Source organism: Pseudomonas sp. R3-18-08 (genome assembly GCF_003852065.1).
Taxonomy (GTDB): domain Bacteria; phylum Pseudomonadota; class Gammaproteobacteria; order Pseudomonadales; family Pseudomonadaceae; genus Aquipseudomonas.
In genome coordinates this window covers 3,673,252-3,700,209 of record NZ_CP027729.1, presented here as the reverse complement: position 1 = coordinate 3,700,209, position 26,958 = coordinate 3,673,252, and the positions used below count along the sequence as shown (strand labels likewise).

22 protein-coding genes are annotated in these 26,958 nt (G+C 61.1%); 17 read left to right on the top strand and 5 right to left on the bottom strand.

Annotated features, from left to right (window positions below):
* Positions 1-4: 4 nt before the first annotated feature.
* The 8 genes from C4J92_RS16875 (at position 5) to C4J92_RS16840 (ending at position 8,264) form a co-directional block, all read left to right on the top strand.
* A complete protein-coding gene (locus C4J92_RS16875; RefSeq protein ID WP_164487542.1) occupies positions 5-922 on the top strand; it encodes a DMT family transporter in 918 nt (305 codons plus the stop codon).
* Positions 919-2,166, top strand: a complete 1,248-nt coding sequence (locus C4J92_RS16870; protein ID WP_124371205.1) for an ATP-grasp domain-containing protein — start codon at positions 919-921, stop codon at positions 2,164-2,166. Before C4J92_RS16875 ends, C4J92_RS16870 begins: the two co-directional genes overlap by 4 nt.
* A 141-nt stretch (positions 2,167-2,307) precedes the next feature.
* Complete coding sequence (locus C4J92_RS16865; RefSeq protein ID WP_124404664.1) at positions 2,308-2,934, top strand: glutathione S-transferase family protein; 627 nt, start codon at positions 2,308-2,310, stop codon at positions 2,932-2,934.
* Between the two features lie 16 nt (positions 2,935-2,950).
* Positions 2,951-3,871 carry a LysR family transcriptional regulator gene (locus C4J92_RS16860; protein WP_124404663.1) on the top strand — a complete coding sequence of 307 codons (921 nt, stop codon included), beginning with the start codon at positions 2,951-2,953 and terminating at the stop codon, positions 3,869-3,871.
* Complete coding sequence (locus C4J92_RS16855) at positions 3,871-4,755, top strand: LysR substrate-binding domain-containing protein (RefSeq protein ID WP_124404662.1); 885 nt, start codon at positions 3,871-3,873, stop codon at positions 4,753-4,755. Before C4J92_RS16860 ends, C4J92_RS16855 begins: the two co-directional genes overlap by 1 nt.
* A gap of 80 nt (positions 4,756-4,835) precedes the next feature.
* A complete protein-coding gene (locus C4J92_RS16850) occupies positions 4,836-5,768 on the top strand; it encodes a pyridoxamine 5'-phosphate oxidase family protein (protein ID WP_124404661.1) in 933 nt (310 codons plus the stop codon).
* 555 nt (positions 5,769-6,323) lie between these two features.
* Positions 6,324-7,271, top strand: a complete 948-nt coding sequence (locus tag C4J92_RS16845; RefSeq protein WP_177413186.1) for a type III secretion protein — start codon at positions 6,324-6,326, stop codon at positions 7,269-7,271.
* A 78-nt stretch (positions 7,272-7,349) separates the two neighbouring features.
* Entirely contained in the window at positions 7,350-8,264 is a 915-nt protein-coding gene (locus C4J92_RS16840; RefSeq protein WP_256657418.1) for a hypothetical protein, read from the top strand.
* 152 nt (positions 8,265-8,416) lie between these two features.
* On the opposite strand, the gene C4J92_RS16835 is transcribed toward C4J92_RS16840, so the two are convergent.
* The 5 genes from C4J92_RS16835 to C4J92_RS16815 form a co-directional block, all read right to left on the bottom strand.
* Entirely contained in the window at positions 8,417-8,725 is a 309-nt protein-coding gene (locus tag C4J92_RS16835; protein WP_124371199.1) for a DUF6124 family protein, read from the bottom strand.
* Between the two features lie 707 nt (positions 8,726-9,432).
* Positions 9,433-9,738 carry a DUF6124 family protein gene (locus C4J92_RS16830; protein ID WP_124371198.1) on the bottom strand — a complete coding sequence of 102 codons (306 nt, stop codon included), beginning with the start codon at positions 9,736-9,738 and terminating at the stop codon, positions 9,433-9,435.
* A 599-nt stretch (positions 9,739-10,337) separates the two neighbouring features.
* Positions 10,338-11,855, bottom strand: a complete 1,518-nt coding sequence (locus C4J92_RS16825) for a glycosyltransferase family 39 protein (RefSeq protein ID WP_124404660.1) — start codon at positions 11,853-11,855, stop codon at positions 10,338-10,340.
* A 21-nt stretch (positions 11,856-11,876) separates the two neighbouring features.
* The gene (gene arnT, locus C4J92_RS16820; protein ID WP_124404659.1) at positions 11,877-13,532 is read right to left on the bottom strand and encodes a lipid IV(A) 4-amino-4-deoxy-L-arabinosyltransferase; all 1,656 of its coding nucleotides are present in this window, start codon (positions 13,530-13,532) and stop codon (positions 11,877-11,879) included.
* 187 nt (positions 13,533-13,719) lie between these two features.
* Positions 13,720-14,397, bottom strand: a complete 678-nt coding sequence (locus C4J92_RS16815) for a histidine phosphatase family protein (protein WP_177413202.1) — start codon at positions 14,395-14,397, stop codon at positions 13,720-13,722.
* A 280-nt stretch (positions 14,398-14,677) separates the two neighbouring features.
* Here C4J92_RS16815 and C4J92_RS16810 point away from each other — a divergent pair, with 280 nt between their 5' ends.
* From C4J92_RS16810 to C4J92_RS16770, 9 genes are all read left to right on the top strand, one after another.
* Positions 14,678-15,346 (top strand): ABC transporter ATP-binding protein, encoded by a 669-nt coding sequence (locus C4J92_RS16810; RefSeq protein WP_124404657.1) that lies wholly within the window; start codon positions 14,678-14,680, stop codon positions 15,344-15,346.
* Position 15,347: 1 nt separating this feature from the next.
* Complete coding sequence (locus tag C4J92_RS16805) at positions 15,348-17,810, top strand: ABC transporter permease (protein ID WP_124404656.1); 2,463 nt, start codon at positions 15,348-15,350, stop codon at positions 17,808-17,810.
* Positions 17,800-18,864 carry a lipocalin-like domain-containing protein gene (locus tag C4J92_RS16800; RefSeq protein WP_124404655.1) on the top strand — a complete coding sequence of 355 codons (1,065 nt, stop codon included), beginning with the start codon at positions 17,800-17,802 and terminating at the stop codon, positions 18,862-18,864. Before C4J92_RS16805 ends, C4J92_RS16800 begins: the two co-directional genes overlap by 11 nt.
* A 149-nt stretch (positions 18,865-19,013) precedes the next feature.
* Complete coding sequence (locus tag C4J92_RS16795) at positions 19,014-20,456, top strand: hypothetical protein (protein WP_124404654.1); 1,443 nt, start codon at positions 19,014-19,016, stop codon at positions 20,454-20,456.
* Between the two features lie 333 nt (positions 20,457-20,789).
* On the top strand, positions 20,790-21,713 hold the full coding sequence (locus tag C4J92_RS16790; RefSeq protein WP_124404653.1) for a substrate-binding domain-containing protein: 924 nt from the start codon (positions 20,790-20,792) through the stop codon (positions 21,711-21,713).
* A gap of 63 nt (positions 21,714-21,776) precedes the next feature.
* Positions 21,777-23,285 carry a sugar ABC transporter ATP-binding protein gene (locus tag C4J92_RS16785; protein ID WP_124404652.1) on the top strand — a complete coding sequence of 503 codons (1,509 nt, stop codon included), beginning with the start codon at positions 21,777-21,779 and terminating at the stop codon, positions 23,283-23,285.
* Positions 23,251-24,243, top strand: coding sequence for an ABC transporter permease (locus C4J92_RS16780; protein WP_124363446.1), 993 nt, complete (start codon positions 23,251-23,253; stop codon positions 24,241-24,243). The genes C4J92_RS16785 and C4J92_RS16780 overlap by 35 nt, the downstream gene beginning before the upstream one ends.
* Before the next feature lie 26 nt (positions 24,244-24,269).
* A complete protein-coding gene (locus C4J92_RS16775; protein WP_124404651.1) occupies positions 24,270-25,349 on the top strand; it encodes an alcohol dehydrogenase catalytic domain-containing protein in 1,080 nt (359 codons plus the stop codon).
* A 2-nt stretch (positions 25,350-25,351) separates the two neighbouring features.
* Positions 25,352-26,884 carry an FGGY-family carbohydrate kinase gene (locus C4J92_RS16770; RefSeq protein ID WP_124404650.1) on the top strand — a complete coding sequence of 511 codons (1,533 nt, stop codon included), beginning with the start codon at positions 25,352-25,354 and terminating at the stop codon, positions 26,882-26,884.
* Positions 26,885-26,958 lie beyond the last annotated feature (74 nt).

The following is a 26,958-nucleotide window of genomic DNA, read 5'->3' as shown; positions in this document are numbered from 1 at the left end:
CTAAATGTTAATGCAACGAACCGGATTGATCATCGGCTTGGTATTTTGCTTGATCAGTGCAGCGTTCGACGTCTACGTTGCGTTGATCACCCAATCGATCAGTACGCTGAACGTTATCTTTTATTGTTTTATCACATCAACCTGTTTTTTTGGTGCTTGGGCGTTCTTTCGAAATATGCGTTCGCTGTGCTCCAAATTAAGAGCCCAATGGCCATTGGTTGTGATGGTCAATCTTGCGGTTCTACTCAATTGGGGAGGGCTGTTCTACGCGCTGCGTTATCTCGAACCTGCAGTAGTTGGGGTTGCCTCGGTAGCCTGTGGTCCTGCACTCACATTGGTTATTTCGTTGCTTAACAAACGTAGCGTCAAGGTTGCTCTCGCGGATGCGCTGGTTTCATGGCTGGTACTCATCTCGGTAGCGATCATGTTGTTTAATTCCTTTATGGGGGACAGTGGTGTAGTCACCACCACCGGCGGGCAGCGAGTCCTGGGTATTGCTAGCGTATTGGCGTGCGCGTTGGGCACGGTCATGTACACGGTTTTCTCCAAGGAAATGTTCGCTCGCCAATGGTCTGTCTACGAGATTCTGGGTATTAGGAATATCGCAATGGTTGGCGTTTGTGCCGTTGCAATTCCTGCCACGGGGGGCAGTTTTTTACTCGATCGTGAGTTGATTCCGCCTATGGCGGTGCTGGTGGTGTTAGGGCATTTGCTGCCTATTTACCTGATCCAGAAAACTATCTATTACCTCGCGCCTATTCACGTTTCCCTGGTATTGCTGACGCTTCCTGTATTTGTCTTGTTGCTGCAGTACATGGATGCGAGAGTTGAATTCTCCTTTGCCAGCGTTGCAGCGGTTACTGTGATTGTTTTTTTGCTGTTGGGCAGGGCGTTGCATGCATTGAAAAGGGAGGTTGTATGAGAGTCGTCATGGTCGATGGGTTTTCATCCGGGAAGTTCTTGGCGAAGCGATTGAAGGACGAAGGCTGTGTACTGGTGCATGTGGCTTCATCAGAAACGCTGGACAGTTACTATTACAAGGGTTTTGACTGCGCGCTCTATGAGCAGATGATCGTCAATCGTGATTTTGCAACGACTTTGGCGGAAGTCCAACGCTTCAAACCGCAGTTCATTCTTGCAGGCGCAGAAACGGGTGTGCTCCTGGCTGACTATCTGAATGAGCGATTGCAACTGCCTTATCGCAATCATTTCGACAAAACCAACGCGCGTCGAAACAAGTACGAAATGATCCAGTGCATAACCCAGGCGCAGATTCCGGCTGCACGGCAGTTCATGGCTGGTTGTTGGGAGGCTGCTCAACATTGGATCGATGAGCACGGACGTTATCCGGTGGTCATCAAACCCCTCGAAAGCGCAGGCGCCGATGGTGTGTTTATCTGTGAAGATAGGCACGCCTGCAAGGCTGCTGTGGAGCGTCTGTTGGGGACGACCAATAAGTTGGATATTCCTAACACCCAAGTTCTTATTCAGGAATACCTGGCGGGGCTGGAGTATGTGGTGAATATGGTCTCCCTCAACGGACAACAGCTTGTTACTGAAGTCGTACGTTACCAAAAGCAGCGAACGCCGAGCGGTGGCATTCTCTACGACATCGATGAACTGATGGGGTCCGATTCGCCGATTTATCCAGTGCTTGTCGACTACACACGAGCAGTAGTGCGGTGTCTCGGCATTCAAAACGGTCCTAGCCATGCGGAGGTCATGTTCACTGAAGACGGGCCGAAATTAGTGGAAATTGCCGCCCGCACCGACGGCATTCTTCGACCAGACGTCTCAAGGAAAACCACTGGCCTTGGACAGATCGACGCTGTGGTTTTATCCCTCCTGCAGCCGGAGGTCTTTCGGCAGCGGTTGGCACGGAAGGTTGATTATCGGCGCCTGCAACATGCCTACAACGTTTGCTTGATCAACCGCTCAGAAGGCAGCTTCGAAAAGGATGGTTTTTTGCAACAACTGCTCAAGCTCGAGTCGTTTTTCGAGGCAGTGTTTTACGTTGAGAACGGCCAGCCGATCGGCGTGACCCAGGATGTATTCAGTCAGCCGGGCACAGTGTATTTGGTTCATACCGACCCAGTGGTGATCGAGGCGGATTACCGCAGGATTCGCGCACTCGAATTCCAGGGAGCTTATCTGACTGCCGGCTAGCAGCGTCAGCGCGGAATCGCGTTATTGTTTCATTATCTGAAATGCTGGATTGTACAATCTGGTAATTCCGCTGACGGCTGGTACATAAGAAGATTGCAGCCATCGACACGATATCCGGTCGACAAAGCTCTGGAGTCCGTCATGCCCGCAATCAAACTGTATGGTTTCCCCTTGTCCGGCCACTCCCATCGGGCCGAGCTGATGCTGTCCCTGCTGGGCCTGCCGATGGAATTTATCCTGGTGGACCTCAAGCAAGGCGCCCATAAAACGCCCGAATTCATCGCCACCCTTAACCGCTTCGGCCAAGTGCCGGTGATCGACGATGGCGGGACGATACTGGCGGACTCCAATGCCATCCTGGTCTACCTGGCTACCACCTATGGCAACGGCCAGTGGTTGCCCGCTGATCCGGTCGGGCAGGCACGGGTGCAGCGTTGGCTCTCGGCGGCGGCCGGTCAGTTGCATGCCGGGCCTGCCACTGCGCGGTTGGCCACGGTGTTTGGCGCCGACGTGGATGCGGACGTCGCCATCAACCGCGCCCATGCACTGCTGAACGTGATGGAGCAGCAACTGGGTGAGAGCCGCTTCCTGGCCGGCGATTCGCCGAGCATTGCCGATATCGCGTTCTACACCTATACGGCCCATGCGCCGGAAGGCAATGTGTCGCTGGCCGACTATCCTCAGGTGCGCGCCTGGCTGGCCAGCATTGAAGCACTGCCGGGTTTCGTCGGCATGCCGCGCACGGCGGCGGGTCTGCAATCAGAGTAACCAGCAAGGGGCGTCGATGGACCGTTTTCATGAAATGCAGGTGTTCCTCGCGGTGGCCGACGAGGGCGGCTTTGCCGCCGCCGCACGGCGTCTGAACACCTCGCCGCCCAGCGTGACCCGGGCGATTGCCGCCATGGAACAACGCATCGGCACCCAGCTGCTGGCGCGCACCACCCGCAGCCTGCACTTGACCGAAGCCGGGCAGCGTTACCTGGAAGACTGTCGGCGCATCCTCGCCGAGCTGGACGAGGCCGAGGAAGCGGCAGCGGGCAGTTATTCCATCCCCTGCGGGCAACTGAACGTGACCGCCCCGGTGCTGTTCGGCGAGCTGTTCGTGGCGCCGACGCTGGGCGATTATCTCGACCGCTTTCCCCAAGTAAACATCAATGCGCTGCTGGTCGACCGTGTGGTCAATATGAGCGACGAAGGCGTCGACGTGGCCGTGCGCATCGGTCATCTGCCCGAGCCGGGGCAGCAGGCGATCAAGGTCGGCGAAGTGCGCCGGGTGGTGTGCGCGTCGCCCGCTTACCTCGACCAGCATGGGCGACCCCAACGGCCTGAACATTTGCGTCAAGCGAAGATCGTGGCCTCATCCGCCAGCCAACGCCTGGATGAATGGGCGTTTGTCGACGCCGGCCAGGCGCTGACGGTAGCTATCGAACCGCGCCTGGTGGTCACCGCGAACAACGCCGCGATCAACCTGGCGCGCCTGGGCTGGGGCATGACGCGGGTGCTGTCCTATCAAGTGGCGGCGGCGGTGGCGGCGGGTGAGCTGGAGCTTGTGCTGCAGGATTTCGAGCCGGCAGCGCTGCCGGTGCAGGTGGTATTCCAGAACAACGGGCGAGTGCCGGCCAAGGTCCACACCTTCGTCGATTTCCTTGCCGATCGGCTGGGGCATGACGTGGCCCTGAAACCGCTGATTAAGCCGCGCGACTGATGGAACGTTATCGCGATATGCAGTTGTTCGCGGCGCTGGCCGGGCAACCGAGCCTGGCGGCGGCGGCGCGCGTGGCGCAGGCCTCCGGCCCGACCCTGGTGCGGGCGATTGCACGTCTGGAAGCGCGTTTGCGCGTAACGTTGTTGCAGCGCAGTACCCGTGGGGTCAGCCTGACCGACGCGGGCGATGCCTATATGGCCGACTGTGTGCGGCTGCTGGCGGCGGTGGAGGCGGCTGAAGCCTCGGCCAAAGGTTTGCACAGCCAGGCTCAGGGCAATCTGCGGGTATTCTTGCCGTTGCTGTTCAGCCGCTATGTGATGGCGCCGGTACTGGCCGCGTATATGGACCGTTACCCGCAGGTGCGTGTGGTCGCCCACTACCACGACTACTACCCGAACCTGCACGAAGAAGGGCTGGACGTGGCGGTGCTGGTCGGAGAGTTGCCCAGCTCGTCATTGATCGCACGGCCGGTGGGGCACGTACGGCATATCCTCTGCGCCAGCCCCGGCTATCTTGCCACCCACGGAGAGCCGCAGCATCCCGCCGCCCTCAAGCAGCATTATTTGATCGCCAATACCGACCCGGTGCAGTGGGACTTCGCGCACTATCAGCTCAAGGCCCGCACACGGCTGCGCTGCGCCACGGTGCAGGGTTCCATCAATGCGGCCTTAACGGGGGCAGGGCTGCTGCGTTGCCTGAGCTACCCGGTGCACGAGCACTTGCTGAGCGGCCGGCTGCGTCGCGTATTGCCTGGCTTTGAATTGCCTGCGGTACCGGTGCAGGTGGTGTATCGCGAAGGTCGCCATGCGTCCATGCGCGTGCGCAGTTTTGTCGATGACTGTGTAGCGGCCTTGCGCGAGCACCCGGCGTTTCAGTTGGCGTAACAGTGGATTGCCTGGGGTGGTCATTCTCTCGGCGACAGGTCAGGCGCAGCATTCAGCTATCACAACGAGAGGTGAACGCCATGAACGCGATCGACGCATCCCCCTGGCATAGCGGCGAAAGGCAACTGCAGGAAAGTGCCGGCGTGGCCGAACGCATGGCCGTGATCGGCCCCAAGGTGATACGCGATCATCTGCCGGAGCAGCATCGCGATTTCTTTCCCTTGCTGCCTTACCTGATGCTGGGCGTGGTGGATGAACACGGCATCCCATGGGCGACGATGCTCGAAGGCGCGCCAGGATTCGCGCATTCGCCTGACCCGCAGCGGTTGCAGATTGACAGCCTGCCCTGCAAAGGCGACCCCGCCCGGGCGGGGCTAGCGGTCGGCGCGGCCGTCGGCGTGCTCGGTATCGACTTGAACACCCGCCGTCGCAATCGCATGAATGGGCGCATCGGCGCGCTGGATCACGACGGCTTTGTGGTGGACGTGGTGCAGAGCTTCGGCAACTGTCCCAAATACATCCAACTGCGACCTGTCGATACCATTGCGCGCAAACCTGGCAGCGTGGCTGAGCGCAGCGACAGCCTGGATGGAGTCGCACACACAATGATCCGCAATGCCGACACCTTCTTCGTCGCCAGTTATGTCGACCTGCACGGCGAGCGCTCGGTGGATGTTTCCCATCGCGGCGGCAGCACCGGTTTTGTGCGGGTCGAGGGCAATGTGCTGACCATTCCGGATTTTGCCGGCAACCTGTTCTTCAACACCCTCGGCAATCTGCAAGCCAACCCGGTGGCGGGGTTGTTGTTCATCGATTTTGAATCGGGGGACGTGCTGCAAGTGGCCGGGCGTACTTCGCTGATCCTCAGCGGGGCGCAAGTGGCCGAGTTCGAAGGGGCGCAGCGGTTATGGACGGTGACGGTGGAACAGGTGGTCCGCCGTCCGGCAGCATTGGCCTTGCGTTGGCAGTTCGTCGAATTTTCGCCCTATAGCCTGGCGATGGGAAGCTGGTAGCCAGGCGCGGTCTGCCCGGCGCTGGAGGTCAAATGTGGGAGGGGGCTTGCCCCCGATGGCGGCGGTTCAGCTGGCTCATTTGTGGCTGATGCACCGCCATCAAATCGCTTGCGGCAGCTAGAATTACGCTGAGGATTGTTCGGATGAAAACGCTGAGGTTAAGGAATTTTCCGATGGAAATCAGCTGAAATAGAAGGACGTTGTTACCTGTTACGCCTCTGATATCAGGAACCTTTCCCACTGGCTTGCCACGCATGAGGACTTGTTGCATCAATGACCGACGGTGTCGGTTGGCAAGTAATGTTTCCTGAATCGCAGTGTGAGTTGCCTGGTGCGATTCCCATCCTTTGCTAAATGAGGCTATACAAGATGGTCACGCTTAACACGTCTGACACTCGACAGGCTTATTGCGCCTATGCAACGTCTGCGCAAGTTGAAAACACACAGGGCCCTTCAACTTCCGACCGATTCAATCGTTTCGGAAAAGTGCCGGCACACCCTGCACTGGGTCGAACTGTCCAGTCGAGCGGTAATGATCGAGGAACAGCTGAGCTGTTGAACTTACTCACGACGCTGGTAACAACACTTAAAACGTGGATAAACGAGGGAAGTTTGCCTCCCACCCCACAGCCACCCGTGACCGTAATACCCAAACCGTTTATTCCCAGGCCGCCGGTCGATATCGCGCCGATCCCCGATGCCGCGCAGCCCAGTAGAAGCCGATGGAAAGAACAACTGGCACCGTTCATGAATCGGTCAGATCTGGCCAGTAGCCGAAACGCTTTCGATACTGAACTTATTGAAATGTTTTCCGATAACAACAGCGAGCCGTCGAACACGTTTTTGTCTGAAAAAGCCCCAGGGCAAAAACCCGACGATATCCGCAACGGGCTGCGCGCCACCTATGAGAACTTTCCCTACCAGGGCACCACGGGCAGAGAAGAACACGTGGCGGCGATCAAGGTGGCCATGGCCACCTTCGGGCAGAGTCCAACCGGGGTGTTCACGCAAGTCGTCAAGAGTGGGGATGGCTATAACGTCACGATGAAAGACGGCTTCAAGCTGCATATCACCGGTGAAGAGCTGCAACTGGCGGCCAAGGCGGCGAAATTCAGTGGCGGCGATGAAGGCATGGTCAAGGATGCACAATTTCTGTTTGGGGTAATGAGCAAGCGTCAGCACCTGGAGCAGGCGCGCAACAATGCAACGGACCCGTTCTACAGCATTTATGGCAAGGACAGCGCTTACCACGCCCACCGTACTTATCCGGGGGTGCTGGCGGCAGCGGGACAGGGCATCGGCGGCGGCGCGGCGTTGTCGTACCTGGGCCTCAAAGAACATATGCAGATCATCGATGCCAGTGCACTGGGCGCGCGCGTCGGGGTGCCATTGGACAAGGGCGAGCGACACAAGAATGGTGCGCTCTTTGATGGGGGCATGGAGGGGCAGTTATACAACCAGCCCGTTTCGCCGTCGTTGAAGGTTGTAACGCTTCGCGATTGAGTGGGATAAGTACAGCGTACTGAATCTGCTTATTGTCATTAGAACAGTGGGCCATGGTAATTATGGCGCTCAAGTTTCGTGCGCCTTTTTTTAAGTCAATTATGTGAGTGGCTGAAGATGTTAGTGCCTAGCGTTAGTTATGCTGCGCCTGGTTTTGCCGAGGCAAGTGCCGCCGTCATTTCTCCAGGTTCCTCGATTGAAGTTGCACGCGCCGCAGCGGCTGAACAGTTAAGTGGGCTGGTCACGGAGTTAGGGCGTTTATTAGTACTGCTGTCAGCGCGATTTAAAACACAAGTTGACGTGAAACCCTCGCCTGACCCGATGGATAATCTACCTTATGATAACGACTCAGTGAATGAACGGCCCGTCGATAATCGCCACGACTTCCTGAAGGGAACGTCGACGAATAGGGGCGTCAAACCTGCTGATATTTTCAAGGACTTCTATCAGTTGCAGGAAGGCAACTGCGTGACGATATCCGCCATTAAAGCTGCCATGATGAGATTCGGTCACAACCCTCACGGTATTTACACGTCCGTCCACGCCACCGACGCCGGCTACCGTATCGTCATGCGTGATGGGTTCAAGCTGGACATCACCCGTGATGAGTTGCACCAGGCCCGGGCCGGCGCGAACTTCGGCGCCGACCGACCCAATGATGTACTGGTCAATGCGCAGTTCTTATATGCCGTCAGCGCCAAGCGCGCGTATCTCGAAAATAACGACGGCACGGCCAATCAGAGCTTTGCCGCCGCGATGCGCAGTTTGAATGATGGCGAGTATCCGGGGCAGGCGTTGCGTCGCCTGGGGTTAAAGAACTTCGTTGCCCCCGCAACTGTTCAGGACTTCCTCAACGGAGCCAGCGGCACGATAGCCGACTTGCGTCATTCAATGGCAGTGATCGACGGCTTTTTGGATAGTTATGGGGACAAACAGCAACTGAAGGGACGCGACTGGAACGGCTATTCCTATATCGGCCTGAAGTTGCTCTAGCGCGGCCGCCAGGCTCGGTGGCTCGCCCCACGCATCGCCCAACGCGGTATACAGATTCACCTGTGCGACCCTTTTTTCTCGCGGCAGCAAAGCCAGTCAATGCAAGAAACAGCGCTGAGCTGTGGCGAGGGAGCACGCTCCCTCGCCACATTTTATGAGGTTGTCTTCAACGGCCTCATACATTCGATGGAGCGGTCCACGGTTGTTTTGGCAATCTCCAGCAAATGCCACACCGCCAGGATCTTCGCCCGCTCAGGGCTGCTCAGCAACTCCCCGCAATCCAACGCCGTCGCCGAAGCGCTGTCGAGCAAGCTGGCGGTGTAGAGCAGCGCATCTTCGAAGCTCAAATCTTCGTTGACGCTGTGGAATCCTTGGGTGGGCAGGTAATGGTCGATGGCCCGGTTGAACGCGGCACGATCTTTAGCGGGATCGAAGGGTGGATCGGGGAGGACTTTGTTCATGGTGTAACTCCGTGTTGGATGAGGAGTCGACACCCGTCGCGACTAAACGAGGGTGGCGGCTGTACGCAGGTTAGTCGACCGGCCCAACACGAAATATCCGGCGCACCCAGAGGTGCCCTACGCACAGCCACCATAAAACTCATGGAGGGCCATGCCGTGTTGGAAGATTCGAGCGACTAAACCCGATCACTGATGAGCAGTGACAGGCCGCAGACTAGCCACCGATTCCAACCGGCACAAGGCGGCGGGGATTGTCTCGGAAACGTCCTGCAATTTAAAGAGATGTGGCTTGCTGGCCCTTTGAAAATGTTTCAGCGGGTGAACGACAGGGGATCGTTCCCACGCTCTGCGTGGTAACGCTTCCTGGGACGCTTCGCGTCCCGCCAACCGCTACTGGACACAGGTGACGCAGAGCGTCACGGGCTGCTTTCCCACGCGGAGCATGGGAACGATCGCCTTGGCGGGTGGGCTTGATAACCGCCGGGTATCCAACTGAGACTCCACGATCCAACTGTGGGGACTTGCCCCAATGCCACTGTAGGAGCGAGCTTGCTCGCGAAAAACGGCCAGGCAACGCGTTCATTTTGAATAAACGCGGGGTCCCTGAGTTCTTCGCGAGCAAGCTCGCTCCTACAAAAAAGCCTTAACTGACTGGCATTGGGGCTTGCCCCCGATGGCGGCCTGACAGCCGACGAAAATATTGCATATCAGGCCGTTTTCGAAGGCTTCATGCACTCGATAGAGCGGTCCACGGTTGTTTTGGCAATCTCCAGCAAATGCCATACCGCCAGGATCTTCGCCCGCTCAGGGCTGCTCAGCAACTCCCCGCAATCCAACGCCGTCGCCGAAGCGCTGTCGAGCAAGCTGGCGGTATAGAGCAGCGCATCTTCGAAGCTCAAATCTTCGTTGACGCTGTGGAATCCTTGGGTGGGCAGGTAATGGTCGATGGCCCGGTTGAACGCGGCACGGTCTTTGGCGGGATCGAAGGGTGGATCGGGGAGGACTTTGTTCATGGTGTAACTCCAACTGGAAGGTAAGGAGCCACACCCTTCGCGACTAAACGGAGGGTGGCGGCTGTACGCAGGTTAGTCGACCGGCCAGTTGGACCCGGCGCACCCTAAGGTGCCCTGCGCACAGCCACCATGAACATGGTGACAGCTTGCGCACAACTGGAATCCGAGCGACTAAACCCGATCACTGATGAGCAGTGACAGGCCGCAGACTAGCCACCGATTCCAACCGGCACAAGGCGGCGAGGATTGTCTCGGAAACGTCCTGCAATTTAAAGAGATGTGGCTTGCTGGCCCTTTGAAAATGTTTCAGCGGGTGAACGACAGGGGATCGTTCCCACGCTCTGCGTGGTAACGCTTCCTGGGACGCTCCGCGTCTCGCCAACCGCTACTGCCTACAGGTGACGCAGAGCGTCACGGGCTGCATTCCCGCGCGGAGCGTGGGAACGATCGCAGGCAGCCCTGACACCTCTCGGTCCCCTGTGGCGAGGGAGCTTGCTCCCGCTGGGGCGCGAAGCGGCCCGGTCTTTGTTAAACATGACGAAACGCCAGCTATTGTGTGACTCAACAGTGGCCGTGCTCGCTTATGCATTGCCCGCGTCTCAATGCCCTTCGGGAACAAACGCCACACTTCCCCCCGACCGCTTCTGAAACAACCGCTCCCCATTATCCGGTTGCGTCGTGACCACCTGATGATCCGCCCCCAGAAACGCCAGCGGCGCGGGATCTTCCCTGGAGTACTGCGCGACGATAATCGTGTGCTGCGGGTCGAACCCCTGGCCGCTGGTTTTTTCCAGCCAGGCCATGAACGCGGCGCTATCGCCCTGGCGCGGGAAGTCCTGGGTTTCGTTCACGTAGTAGAACGGTTTGCTGCCGTTCTGCAGGTACATGGGTAACTTGTTGTCGACTTCCACCAGTACCAGTTGCCATTGGTTCCAGGGTGCGCTTTTCAGCGCCTGGGCTTGGACGTCCCCGGCGAAGCGGATCACGCCGCCGTTGCCGGTGGTCCAGGGATAGATCACGCCCAGCACCAACAGCAGCAGGCCGGCGGCGATGCCGAAGCCTGTTTGCCAGCGCGGCCAACGGGCCGGGTGTTGACGCAGGTGTTCGCTCAGCCACCAGGCCGCGAGTAATTGGGCGAAGGGCACCAGAGGCAGTACGTAGTAACTGCGTCGGCTGCCGCTGGCGGTGAAGAATATGAATAACAGGCCCAGGCTCCACACCAGCCAGCGGACGTTGGGCGGCGTGCGGTGCCAGTGGCGCAGGGCGAGCCACGCGCCGAGCATCCAGCATGGCGCCCACGGCAGGGTGTAGGCCGGCAGGTAGATCAGGTAGGTGTAGATCGGGCCCATATGGTCGAAGGGGTCGAAGAAACGCACCACGTTTTCGCGAAACACCAGTTCCAGGCCGCTTTCGCCGTAGGTGGGGGCGCCGTAGAGGTGGGACAGTCCGAAGGGAATGGCGTAGAACGCGCCGGCGATGAGCAGGGCCAGTACCAGCCGCAGGTTGAGGTGGCGTTTGTAGCGGTGTTCGCTGAGCAGGTGCGGCAACAGCGCGAGCCCCGGCAGCACGAACCCGATCAGGCCCTTGAACAGCGATGTGGCCGCCAGCAGCAGGAAGAATACGCTATAGCGGCCTAGCCGGGTGTCATCCGGCTCGCGCCAGTACCACCAGACCGCCGCCAGCACGCCGCACACGGTCAGCACATCGGCGGTGGCCACGCGAGCCCAGAACAGGAAGTAGAAGGTGGTGGCGAGCATCCAGCCGGCGATCAGCCCGGTGCCTTTGCGAAACAGCTGTTCGCCGATCAGGTACACCAGCCAGATGCTCAGCCAGGCCGCGATCACCGAGGACAGGCGCAGTGACCACGGGCCAAGGCCGCCCATCAGGTTGGCGAAGCCGGTGATCAGCCAGTAGGAGGGCAGGGGTTTGTCGTAATAGGGCGTGCCCTTCAGGTACGGATCGAAGTAGTCACCGCTTTGCAGCATCTGCAGGGCGATGTTCGCCCAGCGCGTCTCCGGCCCCCACAATTCGCGACTGCCCAGGCCCAGCAGCAGGAGCAAGGCCGAGATACCCAGCAGTAAAGCCAGGGCGCCGCGTTCGGTTTTCCACAAGCGCATGGGCTCTTTCCTGTGAGGCGATCAAGGTTGTCGGGGATAAATCGTCAGCACCAGGTCGCCCTTGCGGTAGCGCTTGCCACCGGGCGGCAGTTGGCCTTCCTCAAGGTGTTCGCTGGTGCTCATGACGCGCATCAGCACGCCGACCGAACCCTGGCGGCGGGCCTCGGCCAACCACGACTGAACGCTGTCCAGGGTGACCTTGCGCGCCTGCGAATCCGGGTAGTCCAGGCCGTAGCGCAGTTCGCCCGCGGTGTTGTAGAACGCCACGTCCGGCCGGCGCAGGCGCCACGCCAGGGCAGACGCCGAGCCCAGTTCGTTGCTCAGCAAAGCATGGGTGTGTTGCAGTTCATCCAGATGCTCAAGCACGAACTGGTCGGGCATTTCGTTCGCCGCGATGGTGTGCGGCATGCCCGCCGGCAGCAGCGCCACCAGCAGACCGATACCCAGGGCCGGCGTCGCCCATAAGGTCAATGGGCGCATCGCTTGCAGCAGGTTGGCCAGGATCCAGCCGAGCAGCACGATAAAGGTCAGGGACAGGCTGAACATCTCGGCGTGGCTGTTGCTGTAGATCGGGTTGGCGATCTGCAGGTAAATCAGCGCCACCATGGCCGCCATGCCGAGGATGAAGTTGAGCGCGCCGTTGATGAAGATCGCACGGGGCTTGTGTTGGTTGATCAGGTCGATCAAGGCATGGCCCATCAGCAGCGCCAAAGGTAACAGGCACGGCATGATGTAGGTCGGCAGCTTGCCGCTGCTCAGGCTGAAAAACCCCAGGGGCAGCAACAGCCACAGGGCGAGAAAGGTAATCGCGGGCTGGCGCTTGTCTTTCCAGGCCTTGAACAGGGTGACGGGCAACAGGGCTGACCAGGGCAGGCATGCCACCACCATGATCGGCAGGAAAAACCAGAACGGCCGCGCATGCTGCGCCGTGTCCGAGGCGAAGCGGCGGATGTGTTCATGCCAGAAGAAGAAGCGCCAGTAATCCGGTTCCTGCCCATGGATCGCCAATACCCACGGCAAGCAGACCAGCACCGCGACCAGGATCGCCAAAGGCCCGTACCGCAGCAACTCGCCGACGCGTCGCTGCCACATCAGGTACGGCACGGCGATCAGCACCGGCAGCAGCCACGCCAGAAAGCCCTTGGTCATGAAGCCCACGCCGCAGGCCAGCCCCAGTAAGGCCCAGGCACCCAGGCGGGCACGTGACGTGGCGCTGTCGAGCGCAAACCAGAGGGCGACCAGGCTCAGGTTGACCCAGAAGGTGAATTGCGGATCAAGGTTGGAATAGCCCGCTTGCCCGGCCACCAGGCCGAAGCTCATGTACAGCAGGGCGCAGGCGAAGCTTTTACGCGGCTCGTTCCACAGGCGGCGGGCAATCACGTAGGCCAGCAGCACACTCAGCGCCGTGGTCAGGACCGAGGCGATACGCACGCCGAACAGGTTCTCGCCAAACACCGCCTGGCCCAGGGCAATCAGCCAATAACCCGCGGCTGGCTTCTCGAAATAACGCACCCCCATGAAGTGCGGCGCCACCCAGTTGCCGCTCATCAGCATTTCCTGGCTGACCTGGGCATAGCGGGTTTCATCCGGGATCCATAAGCCGTGCAAACCCAACGGCAGCACGAAGAAAATGACCAGGCCAAGCAAGAACACCGGCAAGGGCTGCAATCGGCTCATGACCGTGTCACGCCATGGCATTCAGTCGTGCGTGCGAAGTTTGAACAGCTAAAGACGTCAGGCATTAAGAGGGTCACTAATTCATTGGGAAGTTAGGGCGTCCTGAACTAACAGGCGCACTTAAAATGCCAGACGCAGGCTGTCGTCTTGCTGAACGCACTACTGGGCAATATGTAAAAAAGTGTATTTAAAGTTGTTTGAGCGCCGCTGCCCATTCTTGGATTTTCATCGTGCCGATTGCTTTGAGTGTGCCGTTGGGCAATACCTGTACGAAGAGTGCGCTGCCATACTCGGCGGCTTGCGCATGGGGGTAGCCGAGTGCCTCCTGGAAATCACTCATGCAGGCGCTATGGGTGATCAGCATCAGGTTGCGATCCGCCTGTTTATGGCTGAGGATTTCTTCGCCCATGGCATTACCGCAGATGGCGAGGGGGCCGGGGGACAGCTCGGTCTTGCCGAACATGAACAGTGATGTCTGCGCGGTGCGCGTGGTGGGGCTGCTGAGCACGTCGGTGCGCTCCATGCCCAGTGTTTCAAAGGCTATGCCCAGGTCGGCCGCGCGTTGCGTGCCATTGACCGTCAGGCCGTCGGCGGGCCCGTAGCAGGGATTGTGCGAGCGGTCGCAGCGCTCTTCGTGGCGCACCAGCACGACCAGGTCGCCGTTGCGCCAGCTGGCCAGCACCCCGGAGGTAACCAGGCGGTTGCCGATGCCCAGATCTTCCGGTGACCGTGGCCAGAATACAAAACCGGTCAAAAGCAGTGCGAACACAATGATACTTGCTACTGGCACGCGGAATTTCTTCAGGCGCTTTAACCTCGCCCGTGGGGGTTTGGTCAGGGTGATGTCTGCCACGTTGTTCACCATGGACACGAATGAATGTTTTGTTGTTAAAAGACAGACGCAACTAATACGGCAGATGCCCTTAGTGGAGCAAAAGCCTGTCATAGGGCTGCTGTCTTTTAGCTGAACATATGGATATTAAGAAACACTGCTTTGGGCAACTTTGAAGTGTCCGGTTAATGAGGCGTGGGTGGGAATTTAAAGTGTCGGGGGTGGGCGCGCGGTGAAATCAATGTGAAAAAATTGCGTAGAAACGCGCGGCAGCCGTTATTCTCGTTTGCAGTCCTTAACCCGAGTGTTGGTGATGTTGCAGGTAGAAGGTGTTGTTAAACATTACGCCACCCCTCAAGGCCCGCTGGCCGTTCTGGCAGGCGTCGATCTGCACCTGGGGGCGCGCAGCAGCCTGGCGCTGATGGGCGAGTCGGGCAGTGGCAAAAGCACGTTGCTGCACCTGGTGGCCGGGCTCGACCGCGTGGATGGCGGCAGTATCCTGATCGGCGGCCAGCGCCTCGATCGCCTCAACGAAGGGCAACTGGCCCATTGGCGACGCACCGAAATCGGCCTGGTGTTCCAGCAGTTCAACCTGATCGGCAGTTTGCGCGTCGAGGACAACCTGGCGTTCCAGGCGCGCCTGGCCGGGCGTTTCGATCCGCAATGGCAGGCGCAGTTAGTCGAGCGTCTGGGGCTGGGCGACCTGCTCAAACGTTATCCGGAGCAGCTCTCCGGCGGCCAGCAACAGCGGGTGGCAGTGGGGCGCGCACTGGCGTCGCGCCCCGGCCTGCTCTTGGCCGACGAGCCCACCGGCAACCTCGACGAAACTACCAGCGACGAGGTGCTGCAACTGCTGCTCGACCTGCTGCGCGACAGCCCCACCAGCCTGTTGATGGTCACGCACAGCCCGCGTCTCGCCGCGCGCCTGGATCGGCAGGTGGTGCTGCACCACGGCCGCGTCGTGCCGATGGACCCGCGCTGAGATGGCGGTGTTCCATTGGGCGCTGCGGGCGCTGTTGAGCCATTGGCGGCGCCACCCCGTGCAGTTTTTCAGCGTGCTGACCGGCCTGTGGCTGGCCACCGCGTTATTGACCGGGGTGCAGGCCCTCAACAGCCAGGCGCGGGACGGCTATGCGCGCGCCAGCCAGTTGATCGGCGGCGCACCGCAAGCCAGCTTGAGCGCGCCGGACAGCGCTGGCTTCCCGCAAGCATTGTTCGCCGAACTGCGCCGCGCCGGCTGGCCGGTGTCACCGGTGGTGCAGGGGCGAATAGTGCTCAAAGGGCATGAAGAACAGCGCCTGCAGTTGATGGGCATCGAGCCGGTGTCGTTGCCCGGTAGCGGCAGCGTGGCGGGGCAACGCTTGAGCCAGGCACAGATGCTCGCATTTTTCGAGGCGCCGGGGCGTACCTGGATTGCCGCGCAGACCTTGCAGGACCTTGGCTTGCGCCCAGGCGAACAACCACTGACGGCTAACGGGCAACGCCTGCCGCCGTTACAGGCGCAGCCGGACATGGCCCCCGGCATGTTGCTCACCGACATCGGCTTTGCCCAGCCCTTGCTCGACATGCACGGGCGGCTGTCGCGCCTGCTCCTGGACAACCGCTTCGCCGCCGCTCATCCCACGCCGCCCGCCGGGCTGCAACTCAAGCAGGGCGACGACAATAACCTCTCGCGCCTCACCGAAAGCTTTCACCTGAACCTCGACGCCTTGGGCTTTCTGTCCTTTGTGGTGGGGCTGTTCATCGTGCACGCGGCCATCGGCCTGGCCCTGGAACAACGCCGGGGCCTGCTGCGCACCCTGCGCGCCTGCGGGGTCAGCGCACGCATGCTGATCCTGAGCCTGGGCGTTGAGCTGGGGTTCCTCGCGTTGCTCGGCGGCGTGCTCGGCGTGGCCAGCGGTTACCTGCTCGCCAGCCTGTTGCTGCCGGATGTCGCGGCCAGCTTGCGCGGCCTGTACGGTGCCGAAGTCGCCGGCCAACTGAGCTTGAGCCCGTGGTGGTGGCTGGCCGGCCTGGGCTTGAGCCTGCTCGGTGCGTTGCTCGCCGGGGCCAGCAGCCTGTGGCGTGCGGCACGCTTGCCGCTGCTGGCGCTGGCCAACGCCCAGGCCTGGCATGAGGCCCACGGGCGTTGGTTGCGACGCCAGGGCTGGGTGGCGGCTGCGGCCCTGCTCATCGCCTTGCTGGCGTTGGTCTGGGGCAACAGCCTGGCCGCCGGGTTCGTACTGATGGCGGCCTTGCTGCTGGGCGCCGCACTCGGCTTGCCGGTACTGCTCAATGCGCTGTTGAAGGGCGTGCTGGGGCGCAGCCGTTCGGTGCTGGGCCAATGGTTCCTGGCCGATTGCCGCCAGCAACTGCCGGCCTTGAGCCTGGCATTGATGGCGTTGCTGTTGGCCCTGGCGGCGAACATCGGTGCAGGCTCGATGACCTCGGGTTTTCGCAGCACGTTCAACAATTGGCTGGAACAGCGCCTTACCGCCGAGCTGTACCTCAACCCGCAAAATCCGGCCCAGGCGCAGCACCTGCAGGCGTGGCTGGCGCAACAGCCGCTGGTGCGGGCGGTGCTGCCCAGCTGGCAGGTCGCGGTGCAACTGCAAGGCTGGCCGGCGGAGGTGTTTGGCGTGGTTGACGACCCCACCTATCGCCAGCACTGGCCGTTGCTGGAGGCAGCGAGTACGCCCTGGGACCGCTTGCTGCAGGACGACAGCGTGATGCTCAGCGAGCAATTGGCGCGACGCTTGAACGTACGGCTGGGCGACACGGTACAAGTCCCCACGCCCCAGGGCCCGTGGGCGCCGGAAATCGTCGGGATCTACGCCGATTACGGCAACCCCAAGGGCCATCTGCTGGTCAACGCCAAGCACCTGTTGGCGCATTGGCCGAGCCTGTCACCGGTGCGTTTCAACCTGCGCGTGGCGCCCCAGGACGTGCAGCCGCTGATACGTGAAGTGCAGCGTGAATTCGCCCTGGAAGACAGCCGCATCGTCGATCAACAGCAACTCAAGGGCTGGTCGAGCCAGGTCTTCGAACGCACCTTCGCCGCTACCGCCGCGTTGAACAGCCTGACCCTCGGCGTGGCCGGTGTGGCGCTGTTCATCAGCCTGCTGACCCAGAGCCAGAGCCGCCTCGGCCAACTCGCGCCGCTGTGGGCCCTGGGGGTGACGCGCCGCCAACTGATGCTGCTCAACCTCGGCCAGACCTGGCTGCTGGCAGTACTCACCCTGGTGCTGGCGTTGCCGTTGGGGCTGCTGCTGGCGTGGTGCCTGGATGCGGTGATCAACGTGCAAGCCTTTGGCTGGCGCCTGCCATTGCAGGTGTTCCCGTGGCAGTTGGCGCAATTGATGGGGCTGGCGATGCTTGCCACCTTGCTCGCCTCGGCCTGGCCGTTGTGGCAGCTGTATCGCAGCCGCCCGGCGGATTTGTTGAGGACCTTTGCCCATGAAGATTAAAGCGTTGGGGTGGGCGGTGTTGCTGCTGCTGAGCGCCTGCGACCAGGCGCCGGCGCCCCAGGAGAGCTTCGCAGGCCTGGGCAGCGATGCGGCAGATTTCGTCCAAGTGGTGCCCGGCAAAGTCTTCAGCTTCCCCGAGGACCACGGCCCCCATCCGGGCTTTCGCATTGAATGGTGGTACGTCACCGCCAACCTCAAGGACGCCCAGGGCAATGCCTTCGGCGTGCAATGGACGCTGTTTCGCAATGCCGTGAAAGCGGGGCCGACGCAAGCGGGCTGGCGCGACCCCACGATCTGGCTCGGCCATGCCGCCGTCACCTCCACCACCCGGCACTACGCCGCCGAGCGCTTCGCCCGCGGCGGCGTCGGCCAGGCCGGGGCGCAGGCGCAGCCCTTCAGCGCCTGGATCGACGATTGGACCTTCGCCACCCGCCCTGGCGCCGCCAACCCCTTGGCCGCCATGCAACTCAAGGCCCATGGCGCGCAGTTCGCCTACGACCTGCAGCTGACCTCCAGCCGCCCGCTGGTGCTGCAAGGCGACAACGGCTACAGCCGCAAATCCGACCAGGGCCAGGCGTCCTACTACTACAGCCAGCCGTTCTTCAGCGCCAACGGCAGCCTCAGCATCGACGGGCAGACCTACCAGGTCAGCGGCCCCGCCTGGCTCGACCGCGAATGGAGCAGCCAACCACTGGCCGCGAACCAGACCGGTTGGGACTGGTTCTCCCTGCACCTGGATCGAGGCGAACACCTGATGCTGTTTCGCGTGCGGCAGAAGGACGGTGGCGGCTACCTCACCGGCACCTGGATCGACGCACAAGGCCGCACCGAAACCTTGCACAACGCCGATATCCAACTGGCGCCGCTGACCACCACCCAGATCGAGGGGCGCAATATCCCCACACGCTGGTCGTTGAAAATTCCCGGCAAACACCTGGATATCACTACCGAAGCCGTCAACCCGAAGGCGTGGATGAACCTGGGAATTCCCTATTGGGAAGGGCCGGTGAAGTTCGACGGTGGGGTGGGGTATTTGGAGATGACCGGGTACTAGGATTTTTCATCGGGCTTGCTCCGACATGACCGACAAAAAATTGAGAAAATACTGTACATATAAACAGTGTTGTCCTACAGTCCATCCCAGGTGACCGGATGTCACCGCTCACCTGAGCTTCAATTTTTTAACTATGGATGGATAAAAAAATGAAATCGAAAAAAGCCCTTATGCTAAGTGCGGCCGTGATGGCCTCCTGCTTCGTCTCGGCCTTCTCCCTCGCTGATCAAGCGCCTCGGACACTCAGTGCCGAAGCGGTCAAGCAGGCCGCGAACAAAGCGCTCAAGTCCGGCGGCAAGCTGGACGCCTCGCAGGTCTCGCCGCAACTCAAAAAGAAACTGTCGGTGGCCAAGTCCGGCCAATCCAAGGCAGTGACCAAAGCCCTCAAGTCCGCGCCGTTCGACAGCGTGGTCGGTGAGCTGAAGAAACCGGCGCAAAGCGAGCTGAAAAACGCGGCGGTTGCAGCATTTGAGCCGCTGTTCCCAACCCTGGATATCAACACGCTCTACACCGTCGATGGAGTGCAGGCCGGTAACGAATTTGCCTACCACTTCAACCTGGCGCAGAACGCGCGAGTGCAGGTACAGCTGGTCAACCAGAGCGCAGGCGCGGATATGGCGCTGACCCTGTTTCAGGACGACGGCCAGGGCAACCTGAGTGTGGTAGGGACTTCGGATGCCGCGGGCAATGCCGATGAATACCTCAACGGTGTACTGCCGGCCGGTGACTACTACTGGTACATGGTGGCCAATGTCGCCGATAACGCGCAGTTCAGTTTCGGCGTGGCGGTGGACAGCAACGTCGACGCGTTTGAGCCCAACGACAGCGCGCAAACCGCGTTCGTCTTGCCGGACTCGATGAACAAGCTCAGCGGTAACCTCGACAATGCCGGCGACGTCGATTATTTCGACTTCAAGGCGGTCCGTGGCCAAAGCGTGAGCATGTACCTGGCGGGCGACGAGAACGGCAGCCGTGAGCAGTGGATCTTCGATCGCTTTGATGGTGCCAATTGGATCACCGTGCCGGCGGGTTCCACCTCGACCTACCCGAGCGTCGCGCCGGGCACCACGGTGAAGGTGCGTGTGCGGGCCAACCCGGCGGTGGCGCAGGACCCGAGCAAGTACTACCAGTTGAGCCTGGGTTCCACGCCGAGCCTGAAGACGTTTGATGTGAAGGGTGACAACATCGTGCGGGTGCCGGTCAGCGAGGCTCCGCTGGCCACCCAAACCGCGCGGCAGTTGAATTGGTCGACCCAGTGGTCGGACTCCACCGGCGCGCCGTTGCTGGGCGTCACCCCGGTGCTGCGCGTGGACAACCACTTCGTTGACCTGAACTTCCACTGGGTCGACTACCCGGCGACCACCAACAGCGCCGGTGCGTCCACGGCCACGGCCAATATCGGCACCTGCTTCGGTGATTACACCACGGTGATCAACGACAGCAGCACCGGTGTGCCGTACCGGTGGAGAACCACCTACAACGAGGGTGGCTGGCGCATCGAACTGGCCGAGTTCCCCGGCGTGGGCGTTGGCGGTGATAACAAGCAATACGTCAGCCTGGGGCATATCTGCACCCAGACCATCATCCCGTGACAGCGTGATGTGAAACAGAAGGGGCAGCCTCCAGGGGCTGCCCCTTTTTTGCTTCGTGTGTATAGATCGTTCCCACGCTCCCGCGTGGGAATGCAGCCCGTGACGCTCTGCGTCACCTGTGCGCGGTAGCCGAAACGTGCAGCGGTTGGCGCGACGCGGAGCGTCGCAGAAGGCATTCCCACGCAGAGCGTGGGAACGATCAGCCCCTCCCACATTTTTTGACCGCGACCGACCAGCGGAGGCTTGCGCAGGTCCAATTTACTTGCTAGCTTCTGACAAAATGTTAACGATAACATTTGCTCTAAAAATAAAAACAAAACAGAGACCCACGCCATGAAAATGCTCCCGAAAACCCTGTGTTTACTGGCTGCCAGCATCACCCTGGGCAGCGTTTCCGCCGTTTTTGCCGACGCCGCCAAACCGATCCGCATCGGCGCCTCGTTCCAGGAAATCAACAATCCTTATTTCGTCACCATGAAAAACGCCCTGGAAGAAGCCGGCGCGAGCATCGGTGCGACACTGATCATCACCGACGCCCGCCATGACGTGTCCAAGCAAGTCAGCGATGTCGAAGACATGCTGCAAAAAGGCATCGATATCCTGCTGATCAACCCGACCGACTCGGTGGGCGTGCAATCGGCGGTCAAGTCCGCCCATGCCGCCGGTGTGGTCGTGGTGGCGGTAGACGCCCAGGCCGATGGCCCGCTGGATTCCTTCGTCGGTTCGAAAAACTACGACGCCGGTTTCCAGGCCTGCGAATACCTGGCCAAAAATATCGGTGACAAAGGCAACATCGCCATCCTCGACGGCATCGCCGTGGTGCCGATCCTGGAACGTGTGCGCGGTTGCAAGGAGGCGGTGGCCAAGCACCCGCAAATCAAGATTGTCAGCATCCAGAACGGCAAGCAGGAACGTGACCAGGCGCTGACCGTCACCGAAAACATGTTGCAGGCCCAGCCCACCCTCAAGGGCATTTTCAGCGTGAACGACAATGGCTCCCTTGGTGCGCTGTCGGCCATCGAGGCCAGCGGCCTGGATGTGAAGCTGGTCAGCGTCGACGGCGCGCCGGAAGCGATCAAGGCGATCCAGAAACCCGGCAGCAAGTTCATCGCCACCTCGGCCCAGTACCCCCGCGACCAGATCCGCCTTGCCCTGGGCATTGCCCTGGCCAGGAAGTGGGGCGCGCAAGTGCCCGCCACGCTGCCGGTGGACATCACCTTGATCGACCAGGCCAAGGCCAAGGACTTCAGCTGGTAAATCGCCCGCGCCCCACGCCCGCCGTGGGGCGCGGGTTGTCCTTCTGAATGCGAGGTCGGCGGTATGAGCAGTCTTCTGAAGCTGGAAAATATCTGTAAGCGTTACCCGGGGGTACAAGCCCTCACGTCCATCAACCTGCAAGTGGAGCGCGGCGAAATCCACGCGTTGCTCGGGGAAAATGGCGCGGGCAAATCCACCCTGATGAAAATCCTCGGCGGCGTCGAGCATCAGGACGAAGGGCAGATCCTGATCGACGGCCAGGCCCGGCAATTTGCGACCTACCGGGACGCGATTGCCGCCGGCATCGGCATCGTGTTCCAGGAGTTCAGCCTGATTCCCTACCTCACGGCGGTGGAAAACATCTTTCTCGGCCATGAGCTGAGCAACCGCTTCGGCCTGTTGCGCAAGCGCGACATGCGTGAGGCTTGCGAGGCGCTGTTCAAGCGCCTGGGTGTGTCGATCAACCTCGATTGCGCGGTCAAGCACCTGAGCGTGGCCGAGCAGCAGTTCGTCGAAATCGCCAAGGCTCTGGCCCTGGACGCGCGCTTGCTGGTGCTCGATGAACCCACCGCGACGCTGACCCCCAGCGAAGCCGAGCTGCTGTTCGAGATCATGCGCGAGCTCAAGCGCCAGGGCGTGGCGGTGATCTTTATCTCGCACCATCTGGAAGAAATTTTCCAGGTGTGCGACCGCATCAGCGTGCTGCGCGACGGCGCTAACGTGGGCGTCACCGATGTGGCCGACAGCGATATCGACCGCTTGGTCGAAATGATGGTCGGCCGCCGCCTGGCCTGCAGTTTCCCACCCAAACCCACTACCGAACGCGGGCCTTTGCTGCTGGAGGTCAAGGACATCCAGCTGGTGCGTAATGGCCCGCATAACCGCTTCAACCTGCACCAGGGTGAAATCCTCGGCTTTGCCGGCCTCGTCGGTTCCGGCCGCACCGAGCTGGCCCTGGGCATGATGGGCGCGCTGCCCTCGGTGAGCAAAGACGTTTGGCTGCGCGGCGCAAAGGTCAGCCTCGACGACCCGGCCCAGGCACTTGCCCATGGCATCGGCCTGCTGCCGGAGAGCCGCAAGAGCGAAGGGCTGATCACTGACTTCAGCATTCGCGAAAATATCTCGCTGAATAACCTGCCCAAATACCAGAACGCCACGGGCCTGATCGACAAGGCCAGGGAATGCGCCAGCGTCGAAGCCCTGATGCGCCAGCTGTCGATCAAGGCGCCCAGCGCTGAAAGCCGAGTGTTCAACCTCAGCGGCGGCAACCAGCAGAAAGTCGTGATCGCCCGCTGGATCAACCACCACTGCGACGTGCTGGTGTTCGACGAACCCACCCGTGGCATCGATGTGGGGGCCAAGGCGCAGATCTATGCGCTGATGCGCAGCCTCACCGAACAGGGCTACGCGATCATCATGATTTCCTCCGAACTGCCGGAAGTCATCGGCATGTGCGACCGCGTCGCGGTGTTCCACAAGGGCGCGATCGTCAAGGTGCTGGAAGCGTCCGCCGTCAATCCTCAAGAGGTCATGCGCCATGCAACAGGGGGCTCCAGTGAATACGTCCATTAACCTTGCAGGCAGCGGCCGGTTGCGCCTGAACCTGGCGCGGCTGCTGCGCTCGCCGGCGTTTTATCCCTTCGTCGGGCTGGTGGTGGTGACCCTGGTGATGATCCTGGCCAGCGACACCTTTCTCACCGCCAGCAACCTGTCGAACATCGCCCGCCAGGTGTCGATCAACGCGATTATCGCGGTGGGCATGACCTGCGTGATTCTCACCGGCGGCATCGATCTGTCAGTGGGGCCGGTGATGGCGTTGTCCGGCACGCTCACGGCCGGCTTGATGGTCGCGGGTGTGCCGCCGGGCCTGGCCATCGGCGCGGGGATGCTGGTGGGGGTGGCGTTCGGCATCGGCAACGGCCTGTTCGTGGCCTACCTGCATATGCCGCCGATCATCGTGACCCTGGCGACCATGGGCATCGCCCGTGGGTTCGGGCTGATGTACACCGACGGCTACCCGATTTCCGGTCTGCCGGAGTGGTTCGCCTTCTTCGGCCGTGCCAGCGTGTGGGGCATCCAGGTGCCGATCCTGATCATGCTGCTCACCTACCTGGCGGCTTATGTGCTGCTGCAGCACACACGCATCGGTCGCTACATCTACGCCATCGGCGGCAATGAAGAGGCGGTGCGCTTGTCCGGGGTGCGGGCGGCGCGCTTCAAGTTGCTGGTGTACGGCATCAGCGGCCTCACCGCCGCGATTGCCGGGCTGGTGCTGACGTCGCGCTTGATGAGCGGCCAGCCGAATGCCGGCGTGTCGTTCGAGCTGGATGCGATTGCCGCCGTGGTACTGGGCGGGGCATCGATTGCCGGTGGGCGCGGGGTGATCGTCGGCACGTTGCTCGGCGCCATGCTGCTCGGCGTTTTGAACAACGGCCTGAACATGCTCGGCGTCTCGCCTTACGTGCAGAGCGTGATCAAGGGCGCAATCATTTTGCTGGCGATCTTTATCAGCCGTCAGCGCCATCGATAAACACTGATCCACACAGGACGAACACCATGGACAAGCACACCGAGATGCAAGCCGTCGTCTGCCACGGCCCGAAAGACTACCGCCTGGAGCGCATCGGCAAACCCCAGGCGCGCGCCAATGAACTGGTGATCCGTATCGCCGCGTGCGGCATCTGCGCCAGCGACTGCAAGTGCCACTCCGGCGCGGCGATGTTCTGGGGCGGCGACAACCCGTGGGTCAAGGCGCCGGTGGTGCCGGGCCACGAGTTTTTCGGCTATGTGGTGGAGGCGGGCGAGGGCGCCGAGGAACACTTCGAAGTGGCGGTGGGTGACAAGGTGATCGCCGAGCAGATCGTGCCGTGCGCCAAGTGCCGTTTCTGCAAGTCGGGCAAATACTGGATGTGCGAAGTGCACAACATCTTCGGCTTCCAGCGTGAAGTCGCCGAGGGCGGCATGGCGCAGTACATGCGCATTCCCAAGACTGCCATCGTGCACCGGATTCCCGAGTCGGTGTCGCTGGAAGACTCGGCGCTGGTCGAGCCGATGGCCTGCTCGATCCACACGGTCAACCGTGGCGATATCCAGCTCGATGACGTGGTGGTGATTGCCGGCGCCGGTACCCTGGGCCTGTGCATGGTGCAGGTGGCGGCGCTGAAGACGCCGAAGAAACTGGTGGTGATCGACATGGTCGACGAGCGCCTGGAGTTGGCGAAGAAGTTCGGTGCCGATGTGGTGATCAATCCGTCCCGCGACAACGCCCGCGAGATCATCAACGGCCTTACTGATAAATACGGCTGCGACGTGTACATCGAGACCACCGGCGTACCGGCCGGCGTCACCCAGGGCCTGGACCTGATCCGCAAGCTGGGGCGTTTCGTCGAGTTCAGCGTGTTCGGCGCCGAGACCAGCGTGGACTGGTCGATCATCGGCGACCGCAAGGAGCTGGACGTACGCGGCGCCCACCTCGGCCCGTATTGCTACCCGATCGCCATCGACCTGTTCGAGCGCGGCCTGGTCACGTCCCAAGGCATCGTGACCCATGACTTCCCGCTGGATGACTTTGCCGAAGCCTTTGAGCTGGCCAATTCCACGAAGTCGATCAAGGTCTTGTTGAAGCCGGTGCTCTGACCATGGACTACGTGATCGGGGTCGATATCGGAACCCAGAGCACCAAGGCGCTGCTGGTGGATGCCCACGGCACGCTCATCGCCCAGCACAGCCACGGGTATCGCGTGGATACCCCGAAAGTGCGCTGGGCCGAGCAATGGCCGCAGGTCTGGTTGGCGGCGGTCGAGGCGTGCGTGGCGCAGTGCATGGTCAAGGCCGGTGTGGAGAAGGCGCAGGTAAAAGCGCTGTGCATCAGTAGCCTGTATGGCGGTTCCGGGATTGCGGTGGATGCGCAGATCACCCCGTTGCACCCGTGCCTGATCTGGATGGACCGGCGCGCCGGCGAGCAGGTGCAGTGGGTGCGTGAACATATGGACCTGGAGCGGCTGTTCGCGATCACCGGGAATTCGGTGGACAGTTACTACGGCTTCACCAAGATGCTCTGGCTCAAGCAGCATCGGCCTGAGGTGTGGGCCAATACGCGCTATTTGCTGCCGCCCAACAGCTACATCAACTGGTGCCTGACCGGCGCGCTGGCGGTGGACCACAGCAGCGCCGGCAATATCGGCGGTGTCTACGATGTGGCTGCGCGCAGTTGGTCGGGCGAGATGCTCGACGCGCTGGGCATCCCGCAATCGATGATGCCGGAACGGTTGGTGTATTCCGGTGAAGTGGTGGGCGGTCTGCTTGAAGACCGGGCCGTTCGTCTGGGCTTGCAGGCAGGCACGCCGGTGCTCGCTGGTGGCGTGGATGCGGCCATGGCGACCCTGGCCGCAGGCGTCACCCAACCGGGTAACCATGTGGCGATGATCGGCACCAGCATGTGCTGGGGCTACCTCAACCAGCAGGTCGACGCGCACCACGGGTTGGTGAGCATGCCTCACGTCTATAACGGCCATCGCGACCTGTACATCTTCGGCGGCGCGATCACCGCCGGGGCGTCGGTCAGCTGGTTTCGCGAGCAGTTCTGCCAGGCCGAGGAGCAACAGGCCCTGGCCACCGGCCAGGACAGCCTGGCGCTGCTGGAACAGGGCGCGATGACGATCCCGGCGGGCAGCGAGGGCTTGTTGTTCCTGCCGTACCTGATGGGGGAGCGCAGCCCGGTATGGGATGACCGCGCCAGTGGCAGTTTTGTCGGGTTGAACCTGTATCACACGCGCCTGCACCTGTACCGCGCCGTGCTCGAAGGGGTGAGTTTTGCCCTGCGCCACAACATCGAAGCCGGCACCCAGGGCGCGCATTCCCTTGACCCGCGTTTGATCGTAGTGGGCGGTGCGAGCCATTCGGATCTGTGGATGCAGATCATCGCGGATGTGACGCGCTACCCGGTGTACACCCTTGTGCAGGAAGTCGAAGCAGCGCTCGGGGCTGCATTGTTGGCGGCGCATACGGTGGGGATGGTCAGTGATGGGCAGATGGATAAGGGCTGGGTGCAGTTGACGCTGCGCGCACAGCCCAAGCGCGAGAACGTCGTGATCTACGACCAGGGGTTTTCCGAATATCTGAAACTTTACCCGGCCCTGAAACCGATCATGCACAACCTGCAAGCCACCTGAGCCAACACCGCCCAAAAATGTGGGAGGGGGCTTGCTCCCGATAGCGGTGGGTCAGTCACAGCTGCATTAACTGA

Coding starts and splice junctions, on each gene's coding strand:
- C4J92_RS16875 (WP_164487542.1), top strand. CDS start 5: ATGTTAATGCAACGAACCGGATTGATCATCGGCTTGGTATTTTGCTTG.
- C4J92_RS16870 (WP_124371205.1), top strand. CDS start 919: ATGAGAGTCGTCATGGTCGATGGGTTTTCATCCGGGAAGTTCTTGGCG.
- C4J92_RS16865 (WP_124404664.1), top strand. CDS start 2,308: ATGCCCGCAATCAAACTGTATGGTTTCCCCTTGTCCGGCCACTCCCAT.
- C4J92_RS16860 (WP_124404663.1), top strand. CDS start 2,951: ATGGACCGTTTTCATGAAATGCAGGTGTTCCTCGCGGTGGCCGACGAG.
- C4J92_RS16855 (WP_124404662.1), top strand. CDS start 3,871: ATGGAACGTTATCGCGATATGCAGTTGTTCGCGGCGCTGGCCGGGCAA.
- C4J92_RS16850 (WP_124404661.1), top strand. CDS start 4,836: ATGAACGCGATCGACGCATCCCCCTGGCATAGCGGCGAAAGGCAACTG.
- C4J92_RS16835 (WP_124371199.1), bottom strand. CDS start 8,725: ATGAACAAAGTCCTCCCCGATCCACCCTTCGATCCCGCTAAAGATCGT.
- C4J92_RS16830 (WP_124371198.1), bottom strand. CDS start 9,738: ATGAACAAAGTCCTCCCCGATCCACCCTTCGATCCCGCCAAAGACCGT.
- C4J92_RS16825 (WP_124404660.1), bottom strand. CDS start 11,855: ATGCGCTTGTGGAAAACCGAACGCGGCGCCCTGGCTTTACTGCTGGGT.
- arnT (WP_124404659.1), bottom strand. CDS start 13,532: ATGAGCCGATTGCAGCCCTTGCCGGTGTTCTTGCTTGGCCTGGTCATT.
- C4J92_RS16815 (WP_177413202.1), bottom strand. CDS start 14,397: ATGGTGAACAACGTGGCAGACATCACCCTGACCAAACCCCCACGGGCG.
- C4J92_RS16810 (WP_124404657.1), top strand. CDS start 14,678: ATGTTGCAGGTAGAAGGTGTTGTTAAACATTACGCCACCCCTCAAGGC.
- C4J92_RS16805 (WP_124404656.1), top strand. CDS start 15,348: ATGGCGGTGTTCCATTGGGCGCTGCGGGCGCTGTTGAGCCATTGGCGG.
- C4J92_RS16800 (WP_124404655.1), top strand. CDS start 17,800: ATGAAGATTAAAGCGTTGGGGTGGGCGGTGTTGCTGCTGCTGAGCGCC.
- C4J92_RS16795 (WP_124404654.1), top strand. CDS start 19,014: ATGAAATCGAAAAAAGCCCTTATGCTAAGTGCGGCCGTGATGGCCTCC.
- C4J92_RS16790 (WP_124404653.1), top strand. CDS start 20,790: ATGAAAATGCTCCCGAAAACCCTGTGTTTACTGGCTGCCAGCATCACC.
- C4J92_RS16785 (WP_124404652.1), top strand. CDS start 21,777: ATGAGCAGTCTTCTGAAGCTGGAAAATATCTGTAAGCGTTACCCGGGG.
- C4J92_RS16780 (WP_124363446.1), top strand. CDS start 23,251: ATGCAACAGGGGGCTCCAGTGAATACGTCCATTAACCTTGCAGGCAGC.
- C4J92_RS16775 (WP_124404651.1), top strand. CDS start 24,270: ATGGACAAGCACACCGAGATGCAAGCCGTCGTCTGCCACGGCCCGAAA.
- C4J92_RS16770 (WP_124404650.1), top strand. CDS start 25,352: ATGGACTACGTGATCGGGGTCGATATCGGAACCCAGAGCACCAAGGCG.